This is a genomic window from Pseudomonas chlororaphis (assembly GCA_001023535.1).
Classification (GTDB): domain Bacteria; phylum Pseudomonadota; class Gammaproteobacteria; order Pseudomonadales; family Pseudomonadaceae; genus Aquipseudomonas; species Aquipseudomonas chlororaphis_E.
Map to the genome: position 1 here is coordinate 2,397,723 of CP011020.1, position 25,516 is coordinate 2,423,238.

The following is a 25,516-nucleotide window of genomic DNA, read 5'->3' on the forward strand; positions in this document are numbered from 1 at the left end:
GCGCAGTTGTCCCGACCTCATTGCCCGGTTCACTTAGCAGTAGAGCCTTTTTATAAGCTTTGGGATATTTTTCCCGATTTCGCAACTGCCTTGCTTTTTGCTTTGCCTGTATCTCAGCTGGCGTTCTAGGCCGGCGCAATGGATCTTTTTGTTTCACTGCCGTACCTTCAACTGGCCTGGTAGCCCCCAAATCAGCCCTACCTGGCGGAGGATTGGCGCCTGCTGCTGGGATCTCTGTCTCCAAGCGGGGAGGAGGTTTGCCCACGGAATATGACGAACCATCATATAAAGGGTTAGTTGAAGTATTTGTTCCAGGCTGCACAAACCGGCCTTGATAAGCAGGATCCGCCACGTTAAAAGCCGAAGCCTGGCTAGCAGCCGGAGATTTAGGTTTGAAGCCAAATATTTTCTTTACCCACGTCCAAACACCAAAATGCCCCGTCGGATCCACGAAATTAACCGGATCCCCCAAGCAATAAGCATAGGCATTCAGCCCTCCCTCTCCAAACGGGCTCCAGCTGTCCGGGCTATGAAACCTCAGCAAACACGGATTGAAAGCCCTGTAGCCACTGCCCAACAAATACCACCCGGTCTCATCCCTGACCTCACCGTTGAAGCCCATGCGCCCACCCACCGGCTGTGCACCATCGCGATCACCATAAGCGCTGTAGGCAATTGCGCTGACCTCGCCCTCGTCTACTTCCCGGAGCACGCTCCCGCTTTGATCACTGGCCAGCAGCAACGACTTTGGGAGCGCACCCTCCTGCCGCTCCGCGAGGGGCACGCCTTCGACCGACACATAGGTCCTGCTCTGCGCGGCGCCAACGGAATTGACCGGTTTGCCATCGCGGTAAAACTGCTGCTCGCGATCAGTATCATTGGCGCTGACCGACAATTGATCGCCGCCGTCATACCCGTAGGTTCTGGTGTCATCCGAGCCGGAACCGCTCACTTCGACCAAACGGGACAGCAGATCATAGACCAAGGTCCGCCCTTCTTCGTCCTTGATCAGGTTGCCGTTGGCATCGTATTCCAACTCGATATCCGGGTAATCGGCATGACTGTTGGTGACGCGTGTCAGTTGAACCGGGTCCAGGTTTTCGTAGAAGAAACGCGCGGTGTTGCTTTCGCTGGCCTGGCCTTTCTTGAAGGTCGTGCGAACTTCTTCGTGATTATCCAAGGCATCGAAGAAAAATAGTTGCCGGGACATCGGGTTGCCGAAAGGATCCGCCGGCACTTGCGGGCCTTCGCAACGGTATTCCTCAAGACGTCCGCGCAGTTCGTATCGATAGGTCTCGTTACGAAGCACGGTTTCGCCCACGCTCGCGCCTTCGCTCAACTCACGCTGTTCGATCTGATCCAGACTATTCCAGCATTGCTTCAACCAGGACCGGCTGCCGTTAAGGTGGAAAGTGCGCAATGTTTCACGCCCCTGTGCATCATACTCAAGCTCGATGGTCGCGCTGGTGTTGGCTGCGTCCACCGTGGCGATACGCGCCATCAGACCCTGATCGTTATAGGTAAAGTCGCTGCGGATATAGCTGTTGGCGCCCGGCTCGGCGAGTTGGGTATGGGTCAACCTGCCATTGGTGCGGTCGTACTCGAACGACTGAACCTGCCCTGTGACATCGTGATAACGAATCAGTCTTCCGAGCCGGCTGTGGACATAGGTCATTTCATACGGCTCGGCGACATCCGTCACAGTACGCGTTTCGGTTTTTATCTGGCCTTGATCGTCGTAAGTTCGTCCCAACTCGATATCGATTTCCGACGAGCTGACGAGCCGCGCATCTCGCGGATCGTAGCCATAAGTCGCTTTGATCGGCGCGGGCACTTGTTTCAGGCGGCCGATGGTTTCTTCCCCCGCGACGGCGTTGCGGGTGAGCGGCTCATCCGTCAGCTCATAAGCGTACTCGTAGTGGATCACATCACCGCTGGGCTGAATGACGCGATTGGCTTTGCTATACGTGGTGTCGTACTCATGCCGGGTGATCCGCCCTCCGGTTGTCGACTGGCTGATCCGCTCCAGGCTGTCGAACGCCTGCGTGCCCAGCTCCGTATTGCCGACCTTGATCAGGGTCGGCAGATCGTTGCGGCTATGGCCAGCGTATTCACGAACGACCTTGTCCTGGGTCGGCAACGTGGTTTCAAGCATGCGATCGAAAACGTCGTAGGTGTAAGACGTCTTGTAGCCCGCCGCGTTTTCTTCCTGAGCGGTACGGCCCAGGCCGTCATACAGATAGCCGTGAATACCAAGGGAGTTTCCGGCAAGGTCGAAACGCTCGACCTTGACCGGTTTTTCCAGGCGATTGGTGGTCGTGACGGTCTGGCCCTGGCCGTGCGTCCACTCCGTGGTGGTGAAGGCAATCGGATCCTGCACGCTGTACTTCGTCACCCCTGCCGGGTCGGTACTGCTGGATTGTTCGCCCCAATCATCGAATGCGTAAGTGGTTTTCAACGCAAGGGGAGTGAGCTCCAGCCAGTCGATTTCCTGCTCTTCGATCAATTGACCCAATGCGTTGTAGGTCGAGCGGTAAATGTCTCGAAATGCGCCGCCCGAGAAGTCCGCGTCCTGCTGTTCTTCCCTGACCGCCCTGTTCAACCCATCGAACCAGGTGCGAGTCTTGAGACCCTTGACGCTCTCGACCTCCTGGAAAGCCTGCCCGGTAACCGGTGCCTGGTCTTTATCCGCCGGGCGGATAAGCGTGTAGCTGTAACTACGCGTGGCCGCGTAGTCCGGATCATCGGGCGCGACTGTTTCCGTCAGCACCCGCACCAGGGCGTCATAGGTCATGCGGATCCTGATGTCCTTGTCCCGGGTCAGCAACGGCTCACCATTGAGCAGCGAGCGCTCGGCGCTGACGACCTTGACCAGATTGTCATGGCCGGTGAACGTCTCGGTCGTCTCGAACACGGTTTCACCGAGAAGAATGTCGTTGCCGTTGGTTGCCTTGTTACTTTTCGCTTTTTCCTCGTCCGTCCTGATCCGGTATTCGTAACCGGTCGTTGAAACGTAGTCGCGGCCCTCCCCCACCAAGCTGACGGTTTTGAGTCGCTCAAGCCCATGGATCAATGGATCGACCGGAGTGTTGAAATACTCATGGCGGGTGGTCTCCAACAAAACTTCGGTCTGACCAACGACTTGCTGCTGGCTTTCCTCGGATACGACCACCGACGGTACGCGGATATAAACGTCATCCAGCGCCGGCAATTCGACATAGCTGTAGCGAGTCCGAAGGGTCGGCGCACCAGCTTGCAGGTCGGGCACCAGTTCCGGATCCGTCGCCGGGCTGACCGTTGTGTGCTCGATATGTTTGACGAAGCCGTAGGGATCCTCCGGACACTTGCCGGGAATTCCGCCAGCCGGATAGTAGGTGGTCGCCTCGGTGACGCCACTGGGTTGCACGCTCAGGGTCTGGTTGCCGTGGATGTCATACTCACTGCGCTCGACATCTTCTCGCCACTTACGCGCATCATCGGTCAACTCCCAGCGAGTCATCACCTCTTTGGGCAACTGGCACTGACGCGGTTGTGCATCGAACGCCAACTTATCGTCTTCATCGGCGTAGTAACGGGTCTTTTGGGTCTGTTGATGCGTGCCCTGCAAGGTGGTCTCCGAGACCAGCAAGTGGAAGCGGTTGAACTTACGGGTCACGCTGCGAACCGTATCGGTTCCGACCATCAATGCTTCGGTAGACTCGTACTCGTAGGCGTCGAGCATCTTATACAGGTTATCCAGACCATCCTCGCTCCACCCGATGCCACTGTTGAAACCCAGAAAGTTATGGCCATTGGCACTGTAGGTGTATTTCACCGTGATGGGCCCCTGGCCGCCGCCAGGGTCGGTGACATGGTCGGTCACCCTGGGCAACTTACGCTGTTCATTACCGCTACCGGGAAGGCCGTGCCCATCATCGTTGTACTGGACAGTTTCGTGGGCGCCCAAGGGTGTCCAGACTGCGCTGATGCAATCCAGACCTTTCTCCGGGCGGTATTCGAAGCGCCAACCGGCATTCTCGGTCGTCGGCAAGGTAATCCGGTCGACGCGACCATCCTTCATGTTCAGGACCACCTCGGCCAGCGCCGTGCCATTGACGGGCTTGTAGCCGATGTGGACGGCATTGGTGATGAGGTTGCGGGTAATTTCAAGCAGCAGGCCGGTGTCGTCGCGAATAGTGCGCAGCATCGGCGCGCCAGCGACAGTCACGTAGTCCAGGGTGATCTCATGCCCCTGCTCGGAGTACATTTTCACCGGCATCGCCACCTGGGGGCTGGCCCCCTTGAGCTCCAGTATTTCCACCAGCCCGGACTTATGGACGATCTTGAACTGGTCATCCGGCAATTGAAAAAACTGAAAATCCTCGATCTTCTGTTCTTTCATGCGCTTACGATTGGCCACGCCTTCGTACGGGCCGGTCACCTTGAATGTCTGTCCCGAGTACACCGAGACGATCTGGGTACTTGGGGTGTACTGGCTTAGCGCAAGATTCCAACCGGTGCCAAATCCACTGTCATTGGTATTCAACGGGTTGTAGTTGAGTGTCAGAGGCACCAATGGCCCGCGCAGGTAATTACTTAGTAATTCTGGCAACGATAATGACACGGTATAAAAACCGGTTCGCGGATCGACGCCCGTCTGGACAAAACTCAAAAAGTTGAAGGCATTGGAGTGCACAGCAGTAGACGCAGTCATCGTTAACCTCACAAACAGCTCAATAAGCAGTGATAGGCGAGCGAAGGCACGCTCATTCAGTGCTTACTTGAATGCAGCGAACTTCGCTTGAACTTCCAACTTCACGAGAAGGGCCCGCGAATACTCGGGCCCGTTGTCGCTCTAACCATCAAGATGGTCGACATACAATCGATTGCGGTCTGACGATTTGAAACCAATGGCAAGTTTGTGATGGTTACCTTCATCATCGGTCAGGTAAACCTTCAGTTTCTGAGACCGTAATGGGTATAGTTTCACCCGTTGGTCCTGTCGAACACCGTCGGCATGTTCGCAGCGAAACAAACCGATCCGGAACTTGCCTTCGTCCAGCGCCTCACCCGGTTCCATCTCGGTTTTGAGTGGTAAGCCCAGGTGCTCGACCAACAGCGGGTCATAACGCATGATATTGGCATCGTTAGGCTTGGCCGGATCATTGAAGCCATAGCCGGTGTAACTGAACATGGTTTCATTGGGGGCGGGACTCTCCCATTGCACGATCGACTGCAGCCCTCGCACTTCAGCCGTCATGAAATCCACACCGACCTGACCCGAGCGACGATACGTCAACGCCCAGTAATCGATCGTCTTCAAGTACCAGTCGAAATCATAATCACCGTCCGAATCACTGCCGCCGCCCCCGTCCACACGCTTACGTATCAATGCATAGTCATCGATGTTGGGAGTGGGCGAGGGCATGGGTTCAAGGGTGATAATCCCATCGGTATGCCCCGGGTCACGGTCCGAACGCCAGGGGTTTCCCAACGAATCATTAAAAACCGCATAAAAATGGGTCGTCTGTCCGGAATGCCCTACCAAGAACAAGTTCACTCGATCCGTTATTGCCGTCGTCCCGCCAGGTTGCGTTTGTGCTGCAGGTGGCCCAGCGTAAGGTTTATAACGATTGGCGATCCTCGTCTGCGCCCACAGTCTATGGGTGACCGGAATATCGTCCTTCTCTATACCGTCTTGCAACGCCGGCACCTCGGGGACGTATTGGTTCGAGGAGACATAGACCATCTTCAGCGAGTCCATTTCTTCCTGGGTCAACCTGGCGCCATTGGTTTCAATCACGGCTTCCAGGGGCAGTTGCTGATAACCGTTGGCGAACAATCGCAGGGAGCGCAATGCCTCCAGGCTGAACTTCGAAAGGCCCGTCCAGCCAGGCTCTTCATCGTGGATGGCCAGTTTTACGACGCTGTAGCCAGCATACAGAAGCATCCCCGCGCCGAAGATTTCGCACCGGACAATGGCATAGGGCCGAACGGCGGTCGCTGGAGCGGTATAGACCCCGGCGTTGCTGATCGTTCCCTCGCCGATCACCTGCCAGATACGCTCCACCGCTTCGGGAGCACCTGACTTCTCGGTGAATGTTATGGTTCCAGAGCGACGCACATCACTGGCAAATCGCGGTTCTATTTCCAGCGTTGGCGCCCCCCGGGTCAACACCACCGAGGCCTCGACCGACTCGCCCAGGCCATCTTCGACAGCGATGGTGTCAACGACGGTGAACTCGGGCAACTGCAGCAACTGAGCAGCGGAAGGGGGGGTATAGACGGCACTGCTGCCTTGTGCCGACAGTGTTCCATAAGTGGGCTGCCGCCAGGTCAGCGTCGTGCCGCTCAGGGCCGTCGCGACGAAGGTCACGGTATTCGTCGTCTGCCCCTCGATACGCGACACGACCGCCGGGGAAATTTTCATCGACTGGGTCGTTACCAGTAACAAGGCCTGGACTTCATGAATCAACCGCGTCTGAGGATCGACATAGGTGGCCTTAACGATGTTGCGCACCAGCTCCCTGCCCAGGTTGGCGGCGGAGACGGGTCGGTAAACGCCGGTCACCGGGTCGATCATACCGGCCGACGTATTCGAGTTGAGGCTGCTGACGCTCCACTCGACATCCGTCGCGACCCCATCGAGGTAAGCCTTGTATTCGACAGGCCCGCCGCCGGCTTTCACTACATGCACGCCAGGCTCTATGGTCAGCGATGTCCTGGAGGGGTCCAGGCTGCCGAATATCACCAGGTCTTTGGGCTCACGGCGGGTATGCTCCACGAATACGTTTTTTTCCCCAGGGAACAACAGGCTGTGGATCAGTTCCAGCTTCTCGTTATCGGATCGACTGACATACTCCTGGGCCAACACGATGGTGGCCGAATAGTCACCGTCATCGGGTATCAGGTAAGGAAAGCGTTCCGGGGAGGGAATCTCCCCGCCATGCTCGCTGCCCCGAAGCTTGACCATGACCACCACGGCGCCGTCGGCCGCATTTTTCGCGCCTGCCACTTCGGCACCAGGGGCTCGCTGGGTCAGCACGATGAAGTTGGTCGGGGTCAGGTCGCTGCCGCCCTTCAGATCAAGGATGCCCAGGACATACACCTGCCGTTCGGGCGGCAATGCCTTGAAGCGCTGGTCGAAGTACTCTCCGAGCTTCTCCCGGCTGGCCGCCGGCCCGGCGAGGTTGCAGGAAAACTTCGTGCCCTTGGACAAATCCAGCGTCACCCGGCCCAGGCGATCGACCACGCCCACCACCAGGGACAGGTCCAGCTCCACCGTCAGCGTATAACCGTGGGCTTCGGTGATGTCGAACTCATACAACAAACCACGGTTTTTTTCATGAACGCTGAAATTGCCGCCCAGAATACTCAACGTCAGCTTTGCCTTGGAGGTATCCAGGCGTGCGGGCTCGAACGACAGCAAAGGCTTGCCCAGCAGGACATTGGTCATCACACCATATTCGGTACCGGTGGCGTTCAGGTCCATCGTGCCGGAAAACACAGGTAGATAGCCGGTGCCGTCGTATTTCTCCAGCCATTGTTGCTGGAGTATCCGGTTGAGTTTCTCGCGATTGAAGACACATACCGCCCCCCAACCACGCGTGATCGAGCCTTCTTTCATTTTTTCAACAATGTCGGCAAGGGAATTACTGGCCATTTTGAGCGTCCTCGGCGAGTGCAGCGATGTTATCCAGATATCCTTTGGCCTTTTTGCGGACGTCAGTGTCCAGGTTGGTAGCTTCGAACTTGTCGTAGACCTCCCCGAGCAAGCTGCTCAGTTCATCGAAAGCGGAAGTTTGCGGGATTTCCGGTTGGGCTGGTTTTGGCGGAAGGGAGGCGAGAGGTAAAGGCAGTATGATGAACCCGTCGAACGTCATGCCCATCAAGTCGAGCAGCACGGTAATCAAGACAAACTGGCTGTTGGTCGTTTCACTGGCGGTGAATATCATGGTTGCAGGATCGATCGACCCAGCACCAGCGGGTAGGCAGGACCACGTCAAATACTGCGGGTCTGGATTCTGAGCGTTGAATGTTGGAATCAACTTCGTTTGGTTGGGGGGTAACCCTTGCAAATCGAAATCGATCACTATCATGGGCAAGCGATGCTTGAGCACTACCAGGGACGTCTGCTGTTGAGCGGTAGCGACGTTCTCCACGACGATTTCATCCACCGTAAAAGACGGGGAGCCGGTATCCTGCTTCGGTGGGGCGCGGTAAGTATTTTCCCCATTTTCATCAGCCCTTTCGTCGATGTCTCCGTCGCCATTGACACGCCACTTCAGCGCACCGCTCATGCTATGGGCGGAGAATTTACGGGTTTCGGGTTGCGCGCCTGAGGAAGCATTGCAGATCTCGATCAGGGGATTGAGGGTGATAGCCCTTGCCACCACCGTGACCAGCGCCCTGCTGATATGGCGGTCGCTGCCGCTACCGGGCCCGGTGGCAATGATCTTGACCCGTTTATAGGTCCCGTGGATGTCCGCCAATGGCGGCGCGGTATAGAGGCCGTTGGCGTCAATTCGCCCGGCCCCCGTGGCATTGCCGTCCAGATCCTCTACACGCCAAGTGACCCCTGAAATCTGGGGTTCGGTCCTGAACTGACGGGTTCCACCGTAGCCCAGCATGACTTCCACAGGGTCGATGGAGAACGTGGTCAAGCGGGGGTTGATCGCCCCGAACATGACCATTTCCCCGGTCAGATCGAGCGTCTTGAGTTGTACGGCATCTTCGGAGTTGAAAAAAAGTGTATGCAAGACAAAAACGTCGATGTCTTCCAGCCCATTGAATAGCGTCATCGCTGCGTTAGCGACATTTTCGCCCACACGAAACTTGAACTGGTCAGACTTCATGAAGTCCCTTACATCTGCGGGAAACTCCCCGAGCTCCGTATCATCCACTTGTAAATAGGTCTGATACTCTCTCAATTTCACTTCAAGTCGGCGCGAGCTCGGATCTATCGCAAAATTGTACTTAGCACTGAAGCCGAGCCCCATATTGAATGACTTTGCACCATTCAGATAAAAATTCATCTGACGCAGCCTATGCTCGCTTCCCATACCCACTTCAAAATAAGGCTCGCCACCGGCAGTATGATAAAGCGTCATGGTCAGCAAACTATCGGCATCTATATAGATGGGTATCGTGTAACCAAAAAAAGTCAAATATCGGCTACCAACTATGACTTGAAACTCCGGAACTTTTAAATAACCTTCAGTCCCTTCCTTAGCCTTGATCCTGAGCGTGAAACCCTGGCCATTGGTATCTCCCACGAACTCAGCCGTGGGCGCCTCGAATGCTCGCGCCGTCCCCTTACCAATAATGCCGTGCATGAAAAAACGACTGCCAAATATCACCAATGTATTGAGGTCAGATCGGTCAATGGGCAAGGGATAAGCCCAATCCTCTCCAGGGAAACCACCCTGCGGTTCGTCGTCCATGGCGATACGCACTTCGACGGCACCGTTGCCGAAATTCGCCGCCCCCCGCGTCGCCGCCCCTTGTTCCATGATGGTGCGCAGCTTGAATGACTGAGGTTTCATGAACTCCTGGGTGGTGTGTGCCAATTTCCCCAGGGAAAAAGTCCGTTTCTGCGGGTCGGCCTCCTTGAACTTGCGCTTGAAGAAAGCCCCGGCCATCCGCCGCTGATGCTCGATCCGATCGCCCTTCACCTCCCAGATATAGAGTTGGGACTCGGGCAGGCCCAAGTCCAGCACGACCTCGCCGTCCTTGTTCACCGTGCCCTGGATGTCTTTGAGCGGTACCCGGTTGGCCTCCAGTTTCGGATAGTCCAACGGGTCGAAAGAGCTGATCCGGTTGACCTGGGCAAAGCCTGCCAAATCGTCCAGCGATACGTTCTTGCCGCCGACTACCGCCATGCTCATGTTGACTTCGGCCGACGTTGTGTCGGGGTTGTTCTCGAAACTCAAGCGCGGTGCATCGGTGACATAGTCAATCAGCCAGCTCCAAGTGGTTTCCGATGACCCATACGCTTCATTGATGGGGGGCATGATCGAATGCTTGTCATGCTTCTCGATGTATTCCTGCAACAGCAACTGGTTGCACTTGCCCCGGTCGTACGCCACCAGCGCACTCCACTCACTGGTACGAGGTTTTAATTTGGCCCATTCCAAATACTCGGCAAGTGTTTTTCGGATCCCGGCCATGGTTTTCATCCTCTTTTAATTAAATGAAACGGCTCGACTGGACATAGGTGTCCGGACACCCTGTGCACAGGCAACTGCCCCTGTACTGGCGTGTAGGGCTTCCGGGGCAGGCTTGGGCGGAAACGGCGCAAGCGGCAACGGAAGGATGGTGAACCCATCGAACTCGATGCCGCCAAGTTCCATGAGCACCGTGATCAGAACGAACTGGCCTGCGCCCTGCTCGTTGGCGGTAAACAGGCCGGTGGTGGAATCAATGGACCCGGCCTCGGGGGGCATACATCTCCATGTCAAGGGCGCCGGTGGCGGCTGCCCGCCCACCAGGGCCGTCAACTGGGCTTGGTTGGGCAATACACCACTAAGGTCGACATTCAACGCCATCGCTTGCCGGTGATGATTCACAACGATCAAGGAACGTTGTCGTTGGCCGGTCGTGATGTTTTCAACGACCACTTCATCCACGGTGAACGTGGGGACACCTGGCGCTCGTACCGGCGGGGCGTGGTAGGTATTTTTCCCTTCGGCATTGGCCGTTTCATTGATGCGGCCATCACCCTCGACACGCCACCTCAAGGTGCCGCCAGCGCTGTGGGCCGACAGCTCCCGGGTGTCGGGAGCGGCATTGCAGGTATCGATCAATGGATTGAGGGTAATCGCCCGGGCCACTACGGTGATCAACGCCCTGCTGATGTGCCGCTCACTGCCTTGGCCAGGAGCGGTCGCGATGACCTTGATCCGTTTGTAGGTGCCTTGGATATCCGCCAGCGAAGGAGCGATGTAGGCGCCGGTCTGCGCATTCATTTGCCCGACACCGCAGGTGTTGCCGTCAAGATCCTCGACCGTCCAAGTGACCCCAGGTGTCGAGGGTAAGGTCTTGAACAGTTGGGGCTGGCCGTGGCTCAAGAGGGCCTGCACAGGATCGATCGTAAACGCGGATGCACGAGGACTGATCGAACCCAACAGGATCATTTCACCGGTCAGGTTGGCGGTCTTGAGCTGTACGGCATCCTCGGCATTGAAATAAAGCGTGTTCAACGTGAACAGGTCGATCTCGTCAAGGCCGTTAAATATTTGCAGCGCCTTGAGCGCAACGAGATTACCCAGGCTATTGGCGAACTCAATGCTGCGCACATAGCTGGCGACACTCGGGGGCAACAGCAGGTTAGGAATAAAATCTACATAGGCGTTAAACGAGTTCAGGTTCACATCCAGCCGGCGCGAGGTAGGATCGAGAGTAAAGCGGTAGATGGAACTCATGCCGAAACCCAGTGAACAGCGATAACGAATGCCATTCATCTTGCATACGATCGAGCTTTTCGAATTTTGCGCGCCCATGCCCACTTCCAGGCGTGGCGAACCGTCCGCACCCCGGTACAGGCTCATCGTGAGGCGGTGATCCTGGTTGATGTAGATCGGTACTCTGTAATCGAGGAACGTCAGGGTCTTACCGTTGGCGGTGACCTCCAACGGCGGGACCTCCAGATATCCACCACTTACCGGCCTTACCCCCAGCCATTCGACGAAGCCTTTCGCATCCGTCCTGCTGTCGAACCGGGCTTGCGGAACGTTGAAGGCCCGGGCCGTGCCCTTGCCGATCACGCCATGCATGAAAAAATGGCTGCCCAATATCGTCAACGTATCGAGATCAGACCGGTCGGAGGGCAACGGATAAACCCAGTCCTGTCCCGGTGAGCCACCTGCGGGCTCATCATCCATGGCAATGCGCATCTCCAGGGCGCCGTCGCCGAAATTCGCCGCGCCACGGGAAGCGGCGCCCTCTTGCATCACCGTGCGCAGCCTGAATTTCTGCGGTTTCATGAAGGCTTGGTTGGTGGGGGCCAGCATCCCCAGGGTAAAGGTTCGTCGGGCTAGGTCGGCTTCCTGGAACTTGCGTTTGAAGAAGGCGCCGGCCATGCGCCGTTCATCCTCCGTTCGCTCCCCTGTCACGCGCCAGTCGTGGCGCTGGGAATCGGGATCGCCCAAGTCCAACAACACTTTTCCAGCCTGGTTGACGCTGCCCTGGACGTCCTTGAGCAACACTCGCTCGGCCTCCAGGCATGGATAATCCAAGGGGTCGAAGGCACTGATATTCGTGATCCGGGCGTAGCCAGCGCTGTCGTCCAGGGTGACTTTCTTCCCGCCCACAATGGCTATGCTCAGGTTGACCTCGGCCACATTCGAAGCAGGATCGTTCTCGAAGCTCAGACGCGGGGCATCGGTGACATAATCGAGTAGCCAATGCCAGGTGGTTTCCGAGCTCCTGTAGGCTTCATTGATAGGGGGCATCACCGATTGTTGGTGATGTTTTTCGATGTACTCCTGCAACAACAGTTGGTTGCACTTGTTCCGGTCATAGGCAATCAATGCGCTCCACTCACTCGTACGGGGTTTGAGTGCGGCCCATTGCAGGTACTGTGCAAGTGTTTTCCGAGGCGCGGACATGATGCCTATGCTCTTCCCAGGGGGCGAAGTGAGTGACTCATCGAACGGACCTGAATCATCAAGTCGCCAATACGAACGTGGCGGGCTCGTATACGGTTTCCGCCCCTTGTTCATAGGTGAGGGTGACTTGCACACGCACACTTCCAAGTTTCAAAGGCTGGAAAGCAGAGGCCGCGAGCGTCGTCGAAATGGACCGGCCCGTGGCTTCCGGGCCGGTGACCGAATGGTTTGTAAAGATGGAAACGGTCAGCGGCTCATCATTGCTGTCCTTGCCCTCAATGACTGCGTTGACGATCTGGCCTTGGCGCATATATGGCCAACCCGGCAAGGTGAACAATTCACCCCCGGCGGGAATCCGGCTGATATGAATCGTGCCGTTGGTCTGCTGGGCTTGCGCCGATTGGATGGTTGGATAACGGCCTTTATCGATCGGCAATATGCGAACAGTGAATACTTGCGAAGGGACAGGTCCCGGATCTCCGTCCTGCAGAACGGTGTAATAAACCCGCACCGCCTTGCCCAGGTTGGCGGGAATATATTCCGGTGGAATATTGTAAGTTCGCCCACCCGAGGTCACGGGTGCCAGGGCAACATACTTGCCGCCGGTACCGTAACCGTCCCAATGCACTTTGACTTCGTCGTCCGGGCCGTAGTTGGCGAGCGGGTCTATGTCGAGGGTGACACCGGACGCGCTCAAGTTCAGGACATCCAGCACGCCTTCACCCGGTACCGGATCGTCCGGATCGGGCCGGGCGTTCTTGACGATGATCATCGGCAGGTTCAACGGGGTGCGCACGTTGGCCTGATACGGCGTGGCTGACAAAGCCGCCCCAACCCAGGCGTATTCATAGCGCAGGTCGATGGCGGCGCCCTGGCTGGCACCGAGCCATTCGGGGTCCAACAGGAATTCGAAGAAGCCTTTGTCCAGGGTCGAAGCGTCGACACTGGCCCGCAGTACCCGTGGCGCCACACCAGACGCTGACGAGGTGGCATGGCAGAGCACTTCGTCTCCGAAGCTCATGCCGGGATAGCCTTCGATGCGCAATGGCAGTCCATCGGGGAACAGTAGCGGATTGATCGTCCCACCGCTGTGCCCTTCGATCGTCAACGCCGGCAACATCGCCGTACTTGGGGCCAGCAGTTGCAAGGTCTGCCGGGCAGAAAACGTGCTGGCCTGGGCCGTGCCGACATACTGGATACCGTAATACACCTCGATGGAACCGTCCTGGACCCGTAGCAGGTCGGAGCGGTTGAGAAACAGGCCAAGGGGCTTGCCCACCTCGCCCTCCTGGATCACCTTCGGGTAGGCCAGGGCGGGGGTGTATTCGCTGCCGTCGTCGTAGAACCGACGGCAATGCAAAGTGACCGTATCACCCACCGCCATCGCCTGGTAAGGCACCATCCAGGGGACGATGATCGCGTCTGCCACATCCAGGTCCAGGTGCAGGTCATGGGATTCCCTGAACTGCACCACCGGCAATGCCATGGCTGCCCTGGGGCGCCTGCCGACAAAGAACGACAAGCGCAGCGACTCCTCCCCCGGCGTCCCTCCCGGCTTTTTCACGCGATACGAATAAAAGACGCTGCCGTTGCGAAGGTTATTCAGGACACTGTTCTCGATCATCACCGGCATGCCGTCGGGTGTGAGGGCATCGTCACGCACCTCGGTCTCATCGTTGAATTTGTCGATGATTTCACCGTGCTCGCCACAGCCGAACCAGCTGATGACGATTATGTCGGCATCGGCGATCGCGTCGTACTTGACGAACGTTTCCAGATCCTGTCCCCCAAGACTGTCCAGGTCGAGAGCATTGTCCGGCCCCAACGTGGGGATGGTCGGCATTGGATTGGAGTCGGCTTGCGTCCGGATCGTCATGCTTCAGCGTCCTTATGCTTGGAGGGGCTGGGTCACTGTTTTTCGGTTTCTTTCTCCATAGGTGTACGCCCGAACGAGGGGGTTTGGAACTATCAGAAGTGTTAGGTTTGCGGCGGTGGATTTTCTGTTAGCGTTTTATGGACGCTTCACTTCATAAACCTTGGCAGCCAGGAAAAGGATTTATAGAAATGAATACTTTTAGACGAGGTTTTCCAGCTCTTTTCATTAGTCTTCTTATCTCCGGCTCCGCGTTGGCAAATGATCCTGGCACTAGCGATTCTACTGTTGAAAGTTCCGGGGTGGTAAAAGTTCGAGAGAATGATGGTGTTCGCGAATGCAGTATCCCAACTACTCCTGGAGACCATCATGTCAAAGACTATGGTTGTACAAATGACCAGGCGTATACGGTTCGTTTTGTCAACGTACCTTCTGCGCTGCATATAACCTTCTTTGACAATTCCGTACATGGATACTGCCAAAAAGATAAAAGCTGGGAAATAGAGGTTCGTACCCTCAAGAACCCCACCACTACAGACGATTATTTAAACCTCTCGGCAATGTACGGAGTCCCTGATAACACACTCATCGCGCCCGGTGTACTGAAAGTAAGAAGGCGCGATGGCGGCCCCATCAACGGTAGGCTGACTTGCGTACGCGTTGAAGAAGGAAAGTAAAAAATAACTCTAAAAGAGACCGTATTCATGGCCGCCAACACCGCCGTCCACTCCACCGCCTTCAACTTCCTCAGTTTCGTCAGATCCGGAGTCGACGCCCGCACCGGCCTGTACACCGTTTCCCTGTCACTACCGGAAGTGAAGACCTGCGAACTCAGCGGCCCCGTCATTCCGCTGTCGTTGAACTTCAATCCGTTGAATACCACCGATGCCGGCTTTGGCGTGGGCTGGGAGTTGGCCCTGACCCAATACGAACCCAGCACCCAGATCATTTCGGTGCATTCCGGAGAAACCTTCAGGGTGACGGGCCCTTATCCCGGTTTCGCCGATCGCTTGCGGATGAAAGAGCAGAAGATAGAGAACTTCAAGCTGTTCTCCCTGCCCGACAACCGGTTCAAAGTGGTCCACAAATCAGGACTTGTGGAAATCCTCGAACCCAAGGGCGCCACGCCCCAGGTGGCCGTGCCGGTGAAGATCTATTCCGCGCAAGGGCATGAGGTCACCCTTGAATACATCTCCGCCAATGGCAAGCCGATGCTCAGCGCGATGCGCGACAATACTGGCGCCGTGCTGCGGGTCACGCGCGAAACGGACAAGAATACCGTCACGTTCGCCCTGGGCATCGTCAATGGCACGCCTTCAGCCCAGGTGGTACTGAACCTCAAAAGCGATCGCGTCGATCGGATCACCCTGCCGACCACCGAGGGAGCCGGCTGGCGCTTCGAATACCGGCGGGAGAAAGGCCTGGACTGCATCAGCGAAGTCTGGACGCCACTGGGTGCCCATGAAACCGTCCTGTATAACGACAACGGTCACGGTTTCCCTGGCAACGACACGCAACGCAAATTACCCAGGGTGACCGACCACACCCTCGCCCCGGGCGGTGGTAATCCGCCGATTGTCCTGAAATACACCTACAGCCCCGAGGGTCATAACTTCCTGGGATTTGGCAGTGGCGTCGACTGGGATGACGATGGCCTGGACAACCTGTTCAAAGTCCTCAAGCCCTATTTCTACACCACGACTGAAAGCCTGATGGAGGGGACCGATACGGTGCGCAGCATCACCCGCACCTTCAACCGCTTCCACTTGCAGACCCAGGAAATCATCGCCCAAGGCAATCATCAGAAAACCATCCGGACCCGCTACTACGCCGACGATGACGACAAGCTGTCCTTTGACAACCAGCCACGGCAATGCCAATTGGCAAAAGCAACATCGACGCTATGGTCGATCAGTGACGACCCGCGCTTCTGGCGCATGGACCGGGAATTCAGCGAGTACGACATCCATGGCAATCAGACACTGCAGGTGGCGTCCAGCGGCATGACCGAAAGAATCAGCTATTACCCGGCTGAAGGCGTCAATGGTCTCTGCCCCCAAGACCCCCACGGCTTTGTGCGACATGTGCATGAGAAGACCGTAACGCCCGCCAGCAACCCCGAGCAGGTCGCAGACCTTGCGCCCGGCGCGCCAACCCTGCGCACCCGGTTTCGGTATGAGTCCTTGCCACCTATCATCCCTGTCAACGCAAGCCCGATCACGGAACGCTGGTTGTGCGTCGTAGAGGAGCGTCTGTACGAAGTGCCTGATACGCCAGGCTCACCCTCCAACTCCCTGGCTCAGGAACCGATGGAGCGCCAGCTTTCCCTGACGGTCTTCGACTACATCGATGCGCCCGCCAACTCACTGACTCATGGCCGCCGTTCGCGCCAGGCCATTACGATGGGCGACGACAACGGGCCCACGTCATTTATCGACTACAGCTACACCAAGAACACCGCGAACCTGTCGTTACGCACCGAACAACGCTCTTCGACGGATTTCGACAGTACTGAACGCACGGTGGTGGACGAGCGCTCGATGCTCAACGGCGAACCGTTGCTGGTCACCGAAAACGGCATTCAGCACAGTTATCGCTACGACGCCCTGAACCGGGTGCTGAGCGAAACCCAGGCCCCCGACAGCGACTACTCCGCCTCGCGACGCTACAGCTACCGTTTGATCCGCCCTGCCGACGCCGGGCAGAACCCGGTCACGACCCAGGCGTACCAGCAACTGGAAGACGTCAAAGGCGTCAGGGTGCGCACTCACTTCGACGGGCTGAGTCGGGTCGTGCGCGAGGAGATGGAAGACCCCGATCACTCCAACGCCAGCTTCCGCGATATTTACACCGCGAAATACAACGCCAAGGGCTTCTTGATCGAAGAAACCGAAATCGACTGGCTGGAGACCACCGACCTGCGCCTGACCACCTCGTATACCTACGACCTGTGGGGGCTAGAGGACAGCCTGACCCGGCCCGACGGGGTCAAACAATGGACGCTCAACAACCCGATAGCCTTCACCACCGAAGAATGGATTGACGGCACCGCCCGCACCCGTACCGTCACCAATCGTTTCGACAAACCGGAGCGCATTGAACAAGTCGGGGTGGATGGACGCCTCATCAGCCAGACCGCGTACCAGTACGATGGACTCGGCAACTGCACCCAGGAGATTGACGAGCTCGGCCAGATCACGCGCTACCACTACGATGCTTCCGCCCGACTGACCAGCACCACCCTGCCCGACCTGACGATCATCCATAACACCTACGCTGCGCACTCCCCTGCCGAGCTGCGAACCGCAATTGAGGTCGAACCGGGCAATATCCAGATGCCCTTTCGCCAGGTCGGCGCGCAACAGTTCGATGGCCTGGATCGGCTGGTAAGCCTCACGGTAGGCCCCAGGACCCAGCAGTTGGTGTACGACGCCGGCCACTACCAACCCAAACACCGCGTCACGCCATCTGGTAACCAGATCGACTATCAATACAAGCTCGGCTTGAGCGAAACACCGACGCTGATCAGCACGCCCGACGATGAGTCCTCTTTCGAAATCGATCTGTTGGACGCCCGGCTCGACAGCTCGAAGAACAGCCAGGGCGAATATCAGTTCTCCTACGATGAGGCGGGACGCCTCATCGGCGAGAGCTGGACCGATGCCGTCGACAACAAAACCTACACCACCCGTTACAAGACCTCGCTCAAGGGCAGGCGCTTGAGCCGCACCGACATCGGTAACCACCAGACCCGGATGGATTACGACCCGCGCAACGGACGGTTGCGTGGCATTGAACAAGGTCAGTTGCAGGCCGCGTTCGAATACGACGGGATCGGTCGTCTGTTCCGCACTACCAGTACCGACAAGACGAGCGGCAATACGCTGACCACCACCTTGGAGTTCGATGAACGCGGACGCGAAACCTTGCGCACCCTGGTGCTACTGGACGCACAAGGCCAACCGCTCGAAGCCGAACGCACACTCGAATTGACTTATCTGGCCGACAGCAACGTGCAGAGCCGACACCTGAAGGTTGGCGGTGCCAGCGCCCTGCTGGAGACCTACAGTTACGATCTGCGCGGGCGCCTGGAGCGTTACCGGTGCTCGGGCAGCGACCTGCCCACGGACCGTTACGGCAACGCAATTATCAGCCAGTACTTCGAATTCGATGCCCTGGACAACATTATTTTTACGCGAACGGTCTTCAGCGACGGCCGGCTGGACATCGCCCATTTCACCTTTGCCGAGGACGATCATTGCCAACTGGTCAGCGCCAGCCACAGTCACCCTGACTATCAGCACTTGGAAAGCCGTTTCAGCTACGACCCGGACGGCAATCTGGAACACGACGAGTTGGGCAAACGGCTGAGCTATGACAGCCTGGGGCGCCTGGTGCAAGTCAAGACGGCGGCAGGCGTCTCTCTGACGGCGTACCGCTATGACCCCCATGACCAATTGCAGGCGATTACCCCGCAAGGCGAGGCCCAGACCCTGCGTTTTTATCAGGGGACGCGCCTCACCGATACCCTGCACGATAATCATCATGTGCAGTTCCTCTACCATGAAGGCCAGCCCTTGGGCCAACAGACACCCGGTGACAACGACCAGACCCTGCTGTTGCTGACCGACGCCAAACGTTCGGTCATCGCCGAAAACCAGGGCAGCGAGGTGCGCAGTACCGTCTACGGTGCTTATGGCGAACGTGACGAAAATACCGCCATGCAAAGTCTGCTGGCCTTCAACGGCGAAGCGCTGGAAAGCACCGGATGGTATTTGCTGGGCAATGGTTATCGGGTCTACAACCCGAGCCTGATGCGCTTTCACAGCCCTGACGCCCTCAGTCCGTTCGGCGCCGGTGGCTTGAACTGCTATATGTATTGCGCCGGCAACCCGATCGTCTTCAGCGACCCGACAGGGCACCAGGCCCAGGGGCAGCTCCTCGATAACCCTTGGGTCAGCGCTGGCGCAGGGGTATTCACCATGCTCCTGGGTATTGCCATCTCCGTCCTGACCCTTGACCCCGCTCCTTTCATCGCCGCAGTGGCGACTGCTGCCGGCGTGTCGTCGCAAACCGCCACGATAGCGACAGTGGCGGTGACTACAGCCGTCAACTCTTTGATACTGCCCACTGCGGTGGGCTCATCGGTCGCCGCGATAGGGGTGGATGTCGGATCGATGTTCATGCAGGACCCAGGCCTCGCCAGAGCTGCCATGTGGGCGGGAACAGCTATCGGAACAATTGGGATACCCAAGTTCAAGGTACCGACAATAAAGTTACCGAAGATAAAAGCACCGACGACAAAACCACCGACAAACTGGATACTCAAAGCACGGCAGCCGCAGCAACTGCGCAAGCCGCTGCCACCAGCACCACGGAGAGTGTGGGAAGAAGGCTTCCCCACACCAACCGCGCGTCCCTCTCAACGTGTAGATACCCCTCCCGTCTCTAACGCCCCTACCCCCAGAGAGGGTCCAAGTCGGGCAGGCTCTTTAACCGTTGACGACAATTCAGTGTCCGTCACTCAGAGCGTGGAATCGCTAGGCAGCAGCGGTCCAACTCGGACAAGAGCCAGCGGCGAACTTCCTTCTGCCGTGAAAGATCTGTTAGCGAGAGACCAAGCCCTCCTGGAACGGAATGTAGTCTCAGGCGGCCAAATGTGGTACGCGGGTAGGCGAGCGGGCATGGCAGACCAGATCGTGGGTATCCATATTGCCAACGCCAAACCCACAGCCTGACTCCAGGCCCTCTCGGAGGGCCTGGGTCCTGAATGAAACATCATCCAACAAAGTGCCACCTTCACCTCGCGATAAGTGAGAGTTCTCTCATATCCCCCTCGCCCCACCCCTTCCTAGAATCCGCCCCCGAGACACCGCCCGAACGGCGATGTCTCGCCCGCACCCTCCTGTCTTATCAAGGATTCGAATCAGATGAAAATCTCTGTACTGGCCGCCTCCCTGGGCCTGGTCGCCGCCGTGGCCGGCCATTCGGCGTTTGCCGCCACCAGCACTGGCCAAGTCAATTTCACCGGCATCATCAACGCCAATACCTGCCCCATCGACCCGATCGATCCGGGCACCGGCGCGCCGGGCCCGATCAACCTGGGCAGCGTTGCGGCCGTCGATTTCGGTGGGGTCGCCGATGCCGAGGCCGGTGGCCGCGAGTTTGCCCTGCGGGTCAAGGACGGGGCCGCCTGTGGTTTCGGTGCCAGTGATACCGCGCGGGTGACCTTCACCAGCACCCACGGCAACGCCGGCACCGGTGGCCGTTACTACGCGATCCAGATGGGCGGCGCCACCGGTGTTGCCCTGACCATCAAGGATGACGACAACACACACATCGACAGCGGCACGCCCTCCAAGGCCTATCCGCTGAACGCCACCGGTGAAACACGGATGATGTTCAGCGCCCGCTACCGCTCGACCAGCGCGACGGTGGTGCCCGGCCCGGTCATCGCCAACATCAACTTCGTCGCGACCTACCCGTAATGCCGGGCCCCGGGTCGCAAGGCCGACGGTCGTGCGACCCGGGGCATCGTTCGCCGTGCCATGAACGCCGCATCGACAGGGATCAACCATGTTTGCATCATTCAAGAAAACCCGCGCTGCCCGGGCGGTGCTCCTGTGCGCCTTGACCGCGCTGGCGTATGCCTCTTCCAGTCACGCCTCCTTGACACTGAGCACCACCCGCGTGATTTTCGACAGCGACAAACGCAGCGTCTCGCTGACCGTCGCCAACCCCAGCGACAAAGTGTTCGCAGTGCAGTCGTGGGTCAACACCCGCGCCGACGATACCACCACGGTCGTGCCGTTCCTGACGTCGCCCCTGCTGTTCAGCATTGGCCCCGGCAAGGAACAGCACGTGCAGATCAACGGCCTGCCCAACACGCTGCCCGATGACCGCGAAAGCCTGTTCTACTTCAATGCCCAGGAAATCCCCCAAGCCGAAGCGGGCATGACCAATGTGCTCAACGTCGCCATCCGCACGCGCATCAAGTTCTTTTACCGCCCTGCCGGGCTCAAGCAAAACCCGAGCGAACGCCTCAAGGATCTGCAGTGGTCCCTGCGTTCGGTAGACGGCCAGCCCAGCCTGGTGCTGCACAATCCGACCCCCTTCCACTACACCTTCCAGCGCCTGGAAGTCAGCGGCGGTGGGCGCTCGAAAGCCATCACGGAACCCACCATGGCCGCGCCGTTCAGCCATGAGGTTTATTCCTTGGGGGGCTTAAAGCCCGGCACCGCGGCGCAGGTGTCCTTCACCACCATCAATGACTACGGCGGCATCACACCGCTCGTGACCATGCCCCTCGGGCAGGACCGCTAACGCCCGCCTTCGCATTGCCAGGACACATGACCATGATCAGATCTTCCGAAGGTCGACGCGTGCGCGCGCGCCTGCGTCTGGCCCATTACCTGTTGGCCGGTGGCAGCGGTGTGCTGATTGGCACCGGGCAGGCGATGGCCCAGGCTCACACCGCATTTGTGTCGGGCTTCATGCGCCAGGGGCCTGACCAAGCCGCTGACGCCGGCCAACTGGCCTTGCAGGCCATCGCCAACGAACAAGGCGTGCTGCCGGGGCGCTATCGGGTGCAGGTCAGGCTTAACCAGCAATTCATGGGTGAGCACGACATCGAGTTCATCGAGGCTGATTCAGCCGCCCTCTCGCCCTGCCTGAATCGCGTCCTGCTCGATCAGTTCGGCGTGAACGTCGAAGGTGTCGCTGATGCGAAATTACTCGAGCACGCGTGCATCGATTTGCCACGTCTGATTGCCGGTGCCCGCAGCGATTTCGATGCAGCGCTCCTGCAGCTCGACCTGTCTGTGCCGCAGCTCGCCATGCGCCGCAAAACAGCCGGGTATGTCGACCCGCAACGTTGGGACTACGGCATCAACGCGGCGTTTCTCAACTATCAGGTTTCGGCACAACAGGGCACTACCCGCTACGCGGGGCATAACGACAGCCAGGACCTGCTGCTCAACGGTGGCATCAACCTGGGAGCATGGCGCCTGCGTACCAACCAGAGCGCACGCCAGGACAGCGCAGGCGGCAGCCACTGGACACGCGCCTACACCTACGCTCAGCGCGACTTGCCTGGCATGCACGCGAACCTGACGCTGGGTGAGGCCTTCAGCGGCGGCGACGTGTTCAAGAGCGTTGCGCTCAAGGGTGTGATGCTCAACTCGGATTCGGGCATGCTGCCCGATGTCCTGCAGAATTATTCGCCTGTCGTACGCGGCGTGGCCTTCAGCCGGGCGCGCCTGGAAGTGCGCCAGGGCGGTTTTCCGATCTATGCCACCTATGTCAGCGCCGGCCCGTTCGAAATCGACGACCTGAACACCGGGGGCGGCAGCGGTGAACTGGAAATCATCCTCACCGAGGCCGACGGCCAGGTCCGGCGCTTTACTCAGCCTTACGCCTCCCTGGGCAACCTGCTGCGGGAGAACGTCTGGAAATACAGCGCCGCCATCGGTCGCTACAACGCCACCGGACACATCGATGACCCTTTGCTCTGGCAAGGCACGCTGGCGACCGGCATCGGTTGGGGGGCGACCCTCTACGGCGGACTTCAAGCGAGCGAGTACTACCAGGCCGCCAATCTCGGGGCGGCCAGGGATTGGGGGGCGATGGGCGCCCTGGCGCTGGACGTGACCCGCTCCAGCGCCGACATCGATACCCAGGACATTGGCTCCGTGCAAGGCTTGAGTTATGCGATCAAGTACGGCAAGACCTTCGACTCGCGGACCAGTCTGCGCTTCGCCGGCTACCGCTATTCCACCGAAGGCTATCGCGATTTCGATGAAGCGGTGCGCCAGCGCAGCCTGGACTCAACGTTCCGAGGCAGTCGGCGCAGTCGCTTGGAGGCTTCACTCTACCAGGGCCTGGGCCAACGAAGCTCCCTGGGCCTGACACTGTCCCAGGAAGATTTCTGGCGCAGCGACTATCAGCTTCGCCAGTTTCAATTCAACTTCAATACCCGCCATCAAGGCGTGAACTACAGCCTGTACGCCGGCCAATCGTTGCGCAGCAGCCAACAGTCGAGCGATCGGCAAATGGGCTTGAGCGTGTCCTTCCCCCTGGACATCGGCCACACCAGCTCCGTCAACCTGGACCTGCAGAAAACCAGCCAGACCTTGAGCCAACGCGCCAGTGTGACCGGCAGCATGGATCAGAACCGCCTTGGTTACCGTGCCGGGGTCGTCAATGAGGACGGTCGCCAGCAAGCCGCCGAACTGTCGATGAGCTATCAGATGCCCACCGGTAATGTCGGCGCGGGGCTGAACTACGGCAGCGCCTACCGCAACCTGTCGGTCAACGCCGCCGGCGCCGTGGTGTTGCATGGCGACGGGGTCGAGTTCGGCCCCTACCTGGGGGAAACCGCCGGCCTGGTTGAAGTACCCGGCGTGAAGAATGTCGGCATCGTCAGTTCACCGGGGGTGCGGACCAATGCCCGCGGTTATGCCCTGGTGCCGTATCTGCGCCCTTACCGGGTCAACCAGATCGAACTGGACACCGACGAACTGGGGCCGGACATCGAGCTGGACAATGGCACGACCCAGGTCGTGCCTCGACGAGGGGCGCTGGTCAAGCATTCGTTCGCCGCCCGCAGCGTCCAACGCGTGGTCATCACCGCAACCTTCCAGGGGCGCCCGCTGCCGTTCGGTGCCCAGGTCAAGGATGCGCGAGGCCAGACCGTCGCCGTGGTCGGTCAGGGGGGCGTGGCGCTGCTCAACACCGACGGCCATCCGCAGGCGCTCGACGTGGCCTGGGGCGACGAACCCGGGCAGCAATGCCGCCTGTCCATCGCTCCCCAGGACATGACGCTGTCCCAGGGCTATCGCTTGCAATCAGCCGACTGCCAATGACGCACTTCATCCAGGCGGTTGTCGTCGCTGCAACTGACGCCGTTATTAATCGCAGGAAACCTATTTGATGAAATCAGCATCAGGACCTTTGTTCGCCATGATCGGCGTACTGGCTGGCTGCCAATTAACTCAATCCGCCCAGGCCAACACGTGTCGCTGGGACGCCGCACCGGGCCCGATTAATTATCAAGCCAACCTGGGCACGGTCTATGTACCCCGTGACGCAAGTATCGGCAGTGTCATCGGTGTCATTGACCAATTCGTCTTCAGCAACAGCCCCGGCCCCTCTATCACTTGCAACAACGACGGCAGCGTAACGCTGGACTTCAATGCCTTGAACGTGGCGCCCCTGGAACATCGGGTCCGTAGCCTGTTGGGCGGTGCGGGCAGCAGCGACAAGGTACTGGCAACCAACGTACCGGGCATCGGTGCACGCATTACGCTGGACGCCGGGTTCGATGGACAGTCAGGTAACGCGTTCGTACCGATCGGCAGCCCGGTGGTGCCGTTCGATGCGCGATTGGCCCAGAACCTGATCGTCCCGTTCAACCTGTCCAGGCTCAGGAGCAAGGTCACCCTGATCAAGACCGGCCCCATCGCGCCCGGTCCCCAGGTGGTGAACCGGCATATGTTCGACGGGTATTTTTCCACGATTGGAAAGGGCTTCGGCTACAGCTTGAACGCAACGGTCATGCAGGCCCAATGCGCGGTGGGCGCCAACCCGGTGAGCGTCAACCCGGTGCCGCTGGGTGACTGGCAGGTCTCGGACTTCACCCACCCAGGCTTCACCACGCCGCCAAGCCGATTCACCATCACCTTGTCCAATTGCGAGGCGGACCCGACCCAGGCCAACCAGGCCAATGCCCACATTCGCCTGGACGGCGCCGATGGTTCGCTGCCTGAAGGTAACGGCAGCAACGGCGTGTTCAGCCTGGGCAACGGCTCGACCGCCAGCGGCGTGGCCATCCAGGTATTACGCGGCGACGGTGTGACACCCGTACCCCTGGGCACGGATGTGTCCTTTGGAGCGATTGAAGACGGACGCAACAAAAGCCTCGACTTCAGCGCGAACTTCTACCAGACCGGCAACATCGGGCAAGTCGCGCCAGGCATTGCCCGAGGAGCCTTGAGCTTCACGATCACCTTCCAATAACGCACCTATCCCCACACAGAAGGCCTGGGCCGGGCACAGG

At 58.6% G+C, this 25,516-nt stretch carries 9 protein-coding genes and 2 pseudogenes; 5 read left to right on the forward strand and 6 right to left on the reverse strand.

Going from position 1 to position 25,516, the window contains the following annotated elements; genetic code table 11:
• Positions 1-379 precede the first annotated feature (379 nt).
• From VM99_10530 to VM99_10555, 6 genes and pseudogenes are all read right to left on the reverse strand, one after another.
• Positions 380-4,693 (reverse strand): annotated as a pseudogene (locus tag VM99_10530) (hypothetical protein).
• A gap of 141 nt (positions 4,694-4,834) precedes the next feature.
• Entirely contained in the window at positions 4,835-7,642 is a 2,808-nt protein-coding gene (locus tag VM99_10535; protein AKJ98471.1) for a hypothetical protein, read from the reverse strand.
• On the reverse strand, positions 7,632-10,148 hold the full coding sequence (locus tag VM99_10540) for a hypothetical protein (GenBank protein AKJ98472.1): 2,517 nt from the start codon (positions 10,146-10,148) through the stop codon (positions 7,632-7,634). Before VM99_10540 ends, VM99_10535 begins: the two co-directional genes overlap by 11 nt.
• A 15-nt stretch (positions 10,149-10,163) precedes the next feature.
• Entirely contained in the window at positions 10,164-12,509 is a 2,346-nt protein-coding gene (locus VM99_10545; GenBank protein AKJ98473.1) for a hypothetical protein, read from the reverse strand.
• Between the two features lie 136 nt (positions 12,510-12,645).
• A complete protein-coding gene (locus VM99_10550) occupies positions 12,646-14,463 on the reverse strand; it encodes a hypothetical protein (GenBank protein ID AKJ98474.1) in 1,818 nt (605 codons plus the stop codon).
• Between the two features lie 146 nt (positions 14,464-14,609).
• Entirely contained in the window at positions 14,610-14,903 is a 294-nt protein-coding gene (locus VM99_10555; GenBank protein AKJ98475.1) for a hypothetical protein, read from the reverse strand.
• Between the two features lie 2,604 nt (positions 14,904-17,507).
• On the opposite strand from VM99_10555, the pseudogene VM99_10560 reads away from it, so the two are divergent.
• The 5 genes and pseudogenes from VM99_10560 to VM99_10580 all read left to right on the forward strand — a co-directional run bounded on the left by VM99_10560 (position 17,508) and on the right by VM99_10580 (position 25,476).
• Positions 17,508-19,388: pseudogene (locus tag VM99_10560) on the forward strand (hypothetical protein).
• A gap of 1,002 nt (positions 19,389-20,390) precedes the next feature.
• On the forward strand, positions 20,391-20,948 hold the full coding sequence (locus tag VM99_10565; GenBank protein ID AKJ98476.1) for a hypothetical protein: 558 nt from the start codon (positions 20,391-20,393) through the stop codon (positions 20,946-20,948).
• An 88-nt stretch (positions 20,949-21,036) separates the two neighbouring features.
• On the forward strand, positions 21,037-21,783 hold the full coding sequence (locus tag VM99_10570) for a pilus assembly protein (protein ID AKJ98477.1): 747 nt from the start codon (positions 21,037-21,039) through the stop codon (positions 21,781-21,783).
• Between the two features lie 26 nt (positions 21,784-21,809).
• A complete protein-coding gene (locus VM99_10575; protein AKJ98478.1) occupies positions 21,810-24,323 on the forward strand; it encodes a ferrous iron transporter B in 2,514 nt (837 codons plus the stop codon).
• A gap of 97 nt (positions 24,324-24,420) precedes the next feature.
• Complete coding sequence (locus tag VM99_10580) at positions 24,421-25,476, forward strand: hypothetical protein (GenBank protein ID AKK01730.1); 1,056 nt, start codon at positions 24,421-24,423, stop codon at positions 25,474-25,476.
• Positions 25,477-25,516: the final 40 nt, after the last annotated feature.

Coding starts and splice junctions, on each gene's coding strand:
- VM99_10540 (AKJ98472.1), bottom strand. CDS start 10,148: ATGGCCGGGATCCGAAAAACACTTGCCGAGTATTTGGAATGGGCCAAA.
- VM99_10565 (AKJ98476.1), top strand. CDS start 20,391: ATGAAAATCTCTGTACTGGCCGCCTCCCTGGGCCTGGTCGCCGCCGTG.
- VM99_10575 (AKJ98478.1), top strand. CDS start 21,810: ATGACCATGATCAGATCTTCCGAAGGTCGACGCGTGCGCGCGCGCCTG.
- VM99_10550 (AKJ98474.1), bottom strand. CDS start 14,463: ATGACGATCCGGACGCAAGCCGACTCCAATCCAATGCCGACCATCCCC.
- VM99_10580 (AKK01730.1), top strand. CDS start 24,421: ATGATCGGCGTACTGGCTGGCTGCCAATTAACTCAATCCGCCCAGGCC.
- VM99_10570 (AKJ98477.1), top strand. CDS start 21,037: ATGTTTGCATCATTCAAGAAAACCCGCGCTGCCCGGGCGGTGCTCCTG.
- VM99_10535 (AKJ98471.1), bottom strand. CDS start 7,642: ATGGCCAGTAATTCCCTTGCCGACATTGTTGAAAAAATGAAAGAAGGC.
- VM99_10555 (AKJ98475.1), bottom strand. CDS start 14,903: ATGCAGCGCAGAAGGTACGTTGACAAAACGAACCGTATACGCCTGGTC.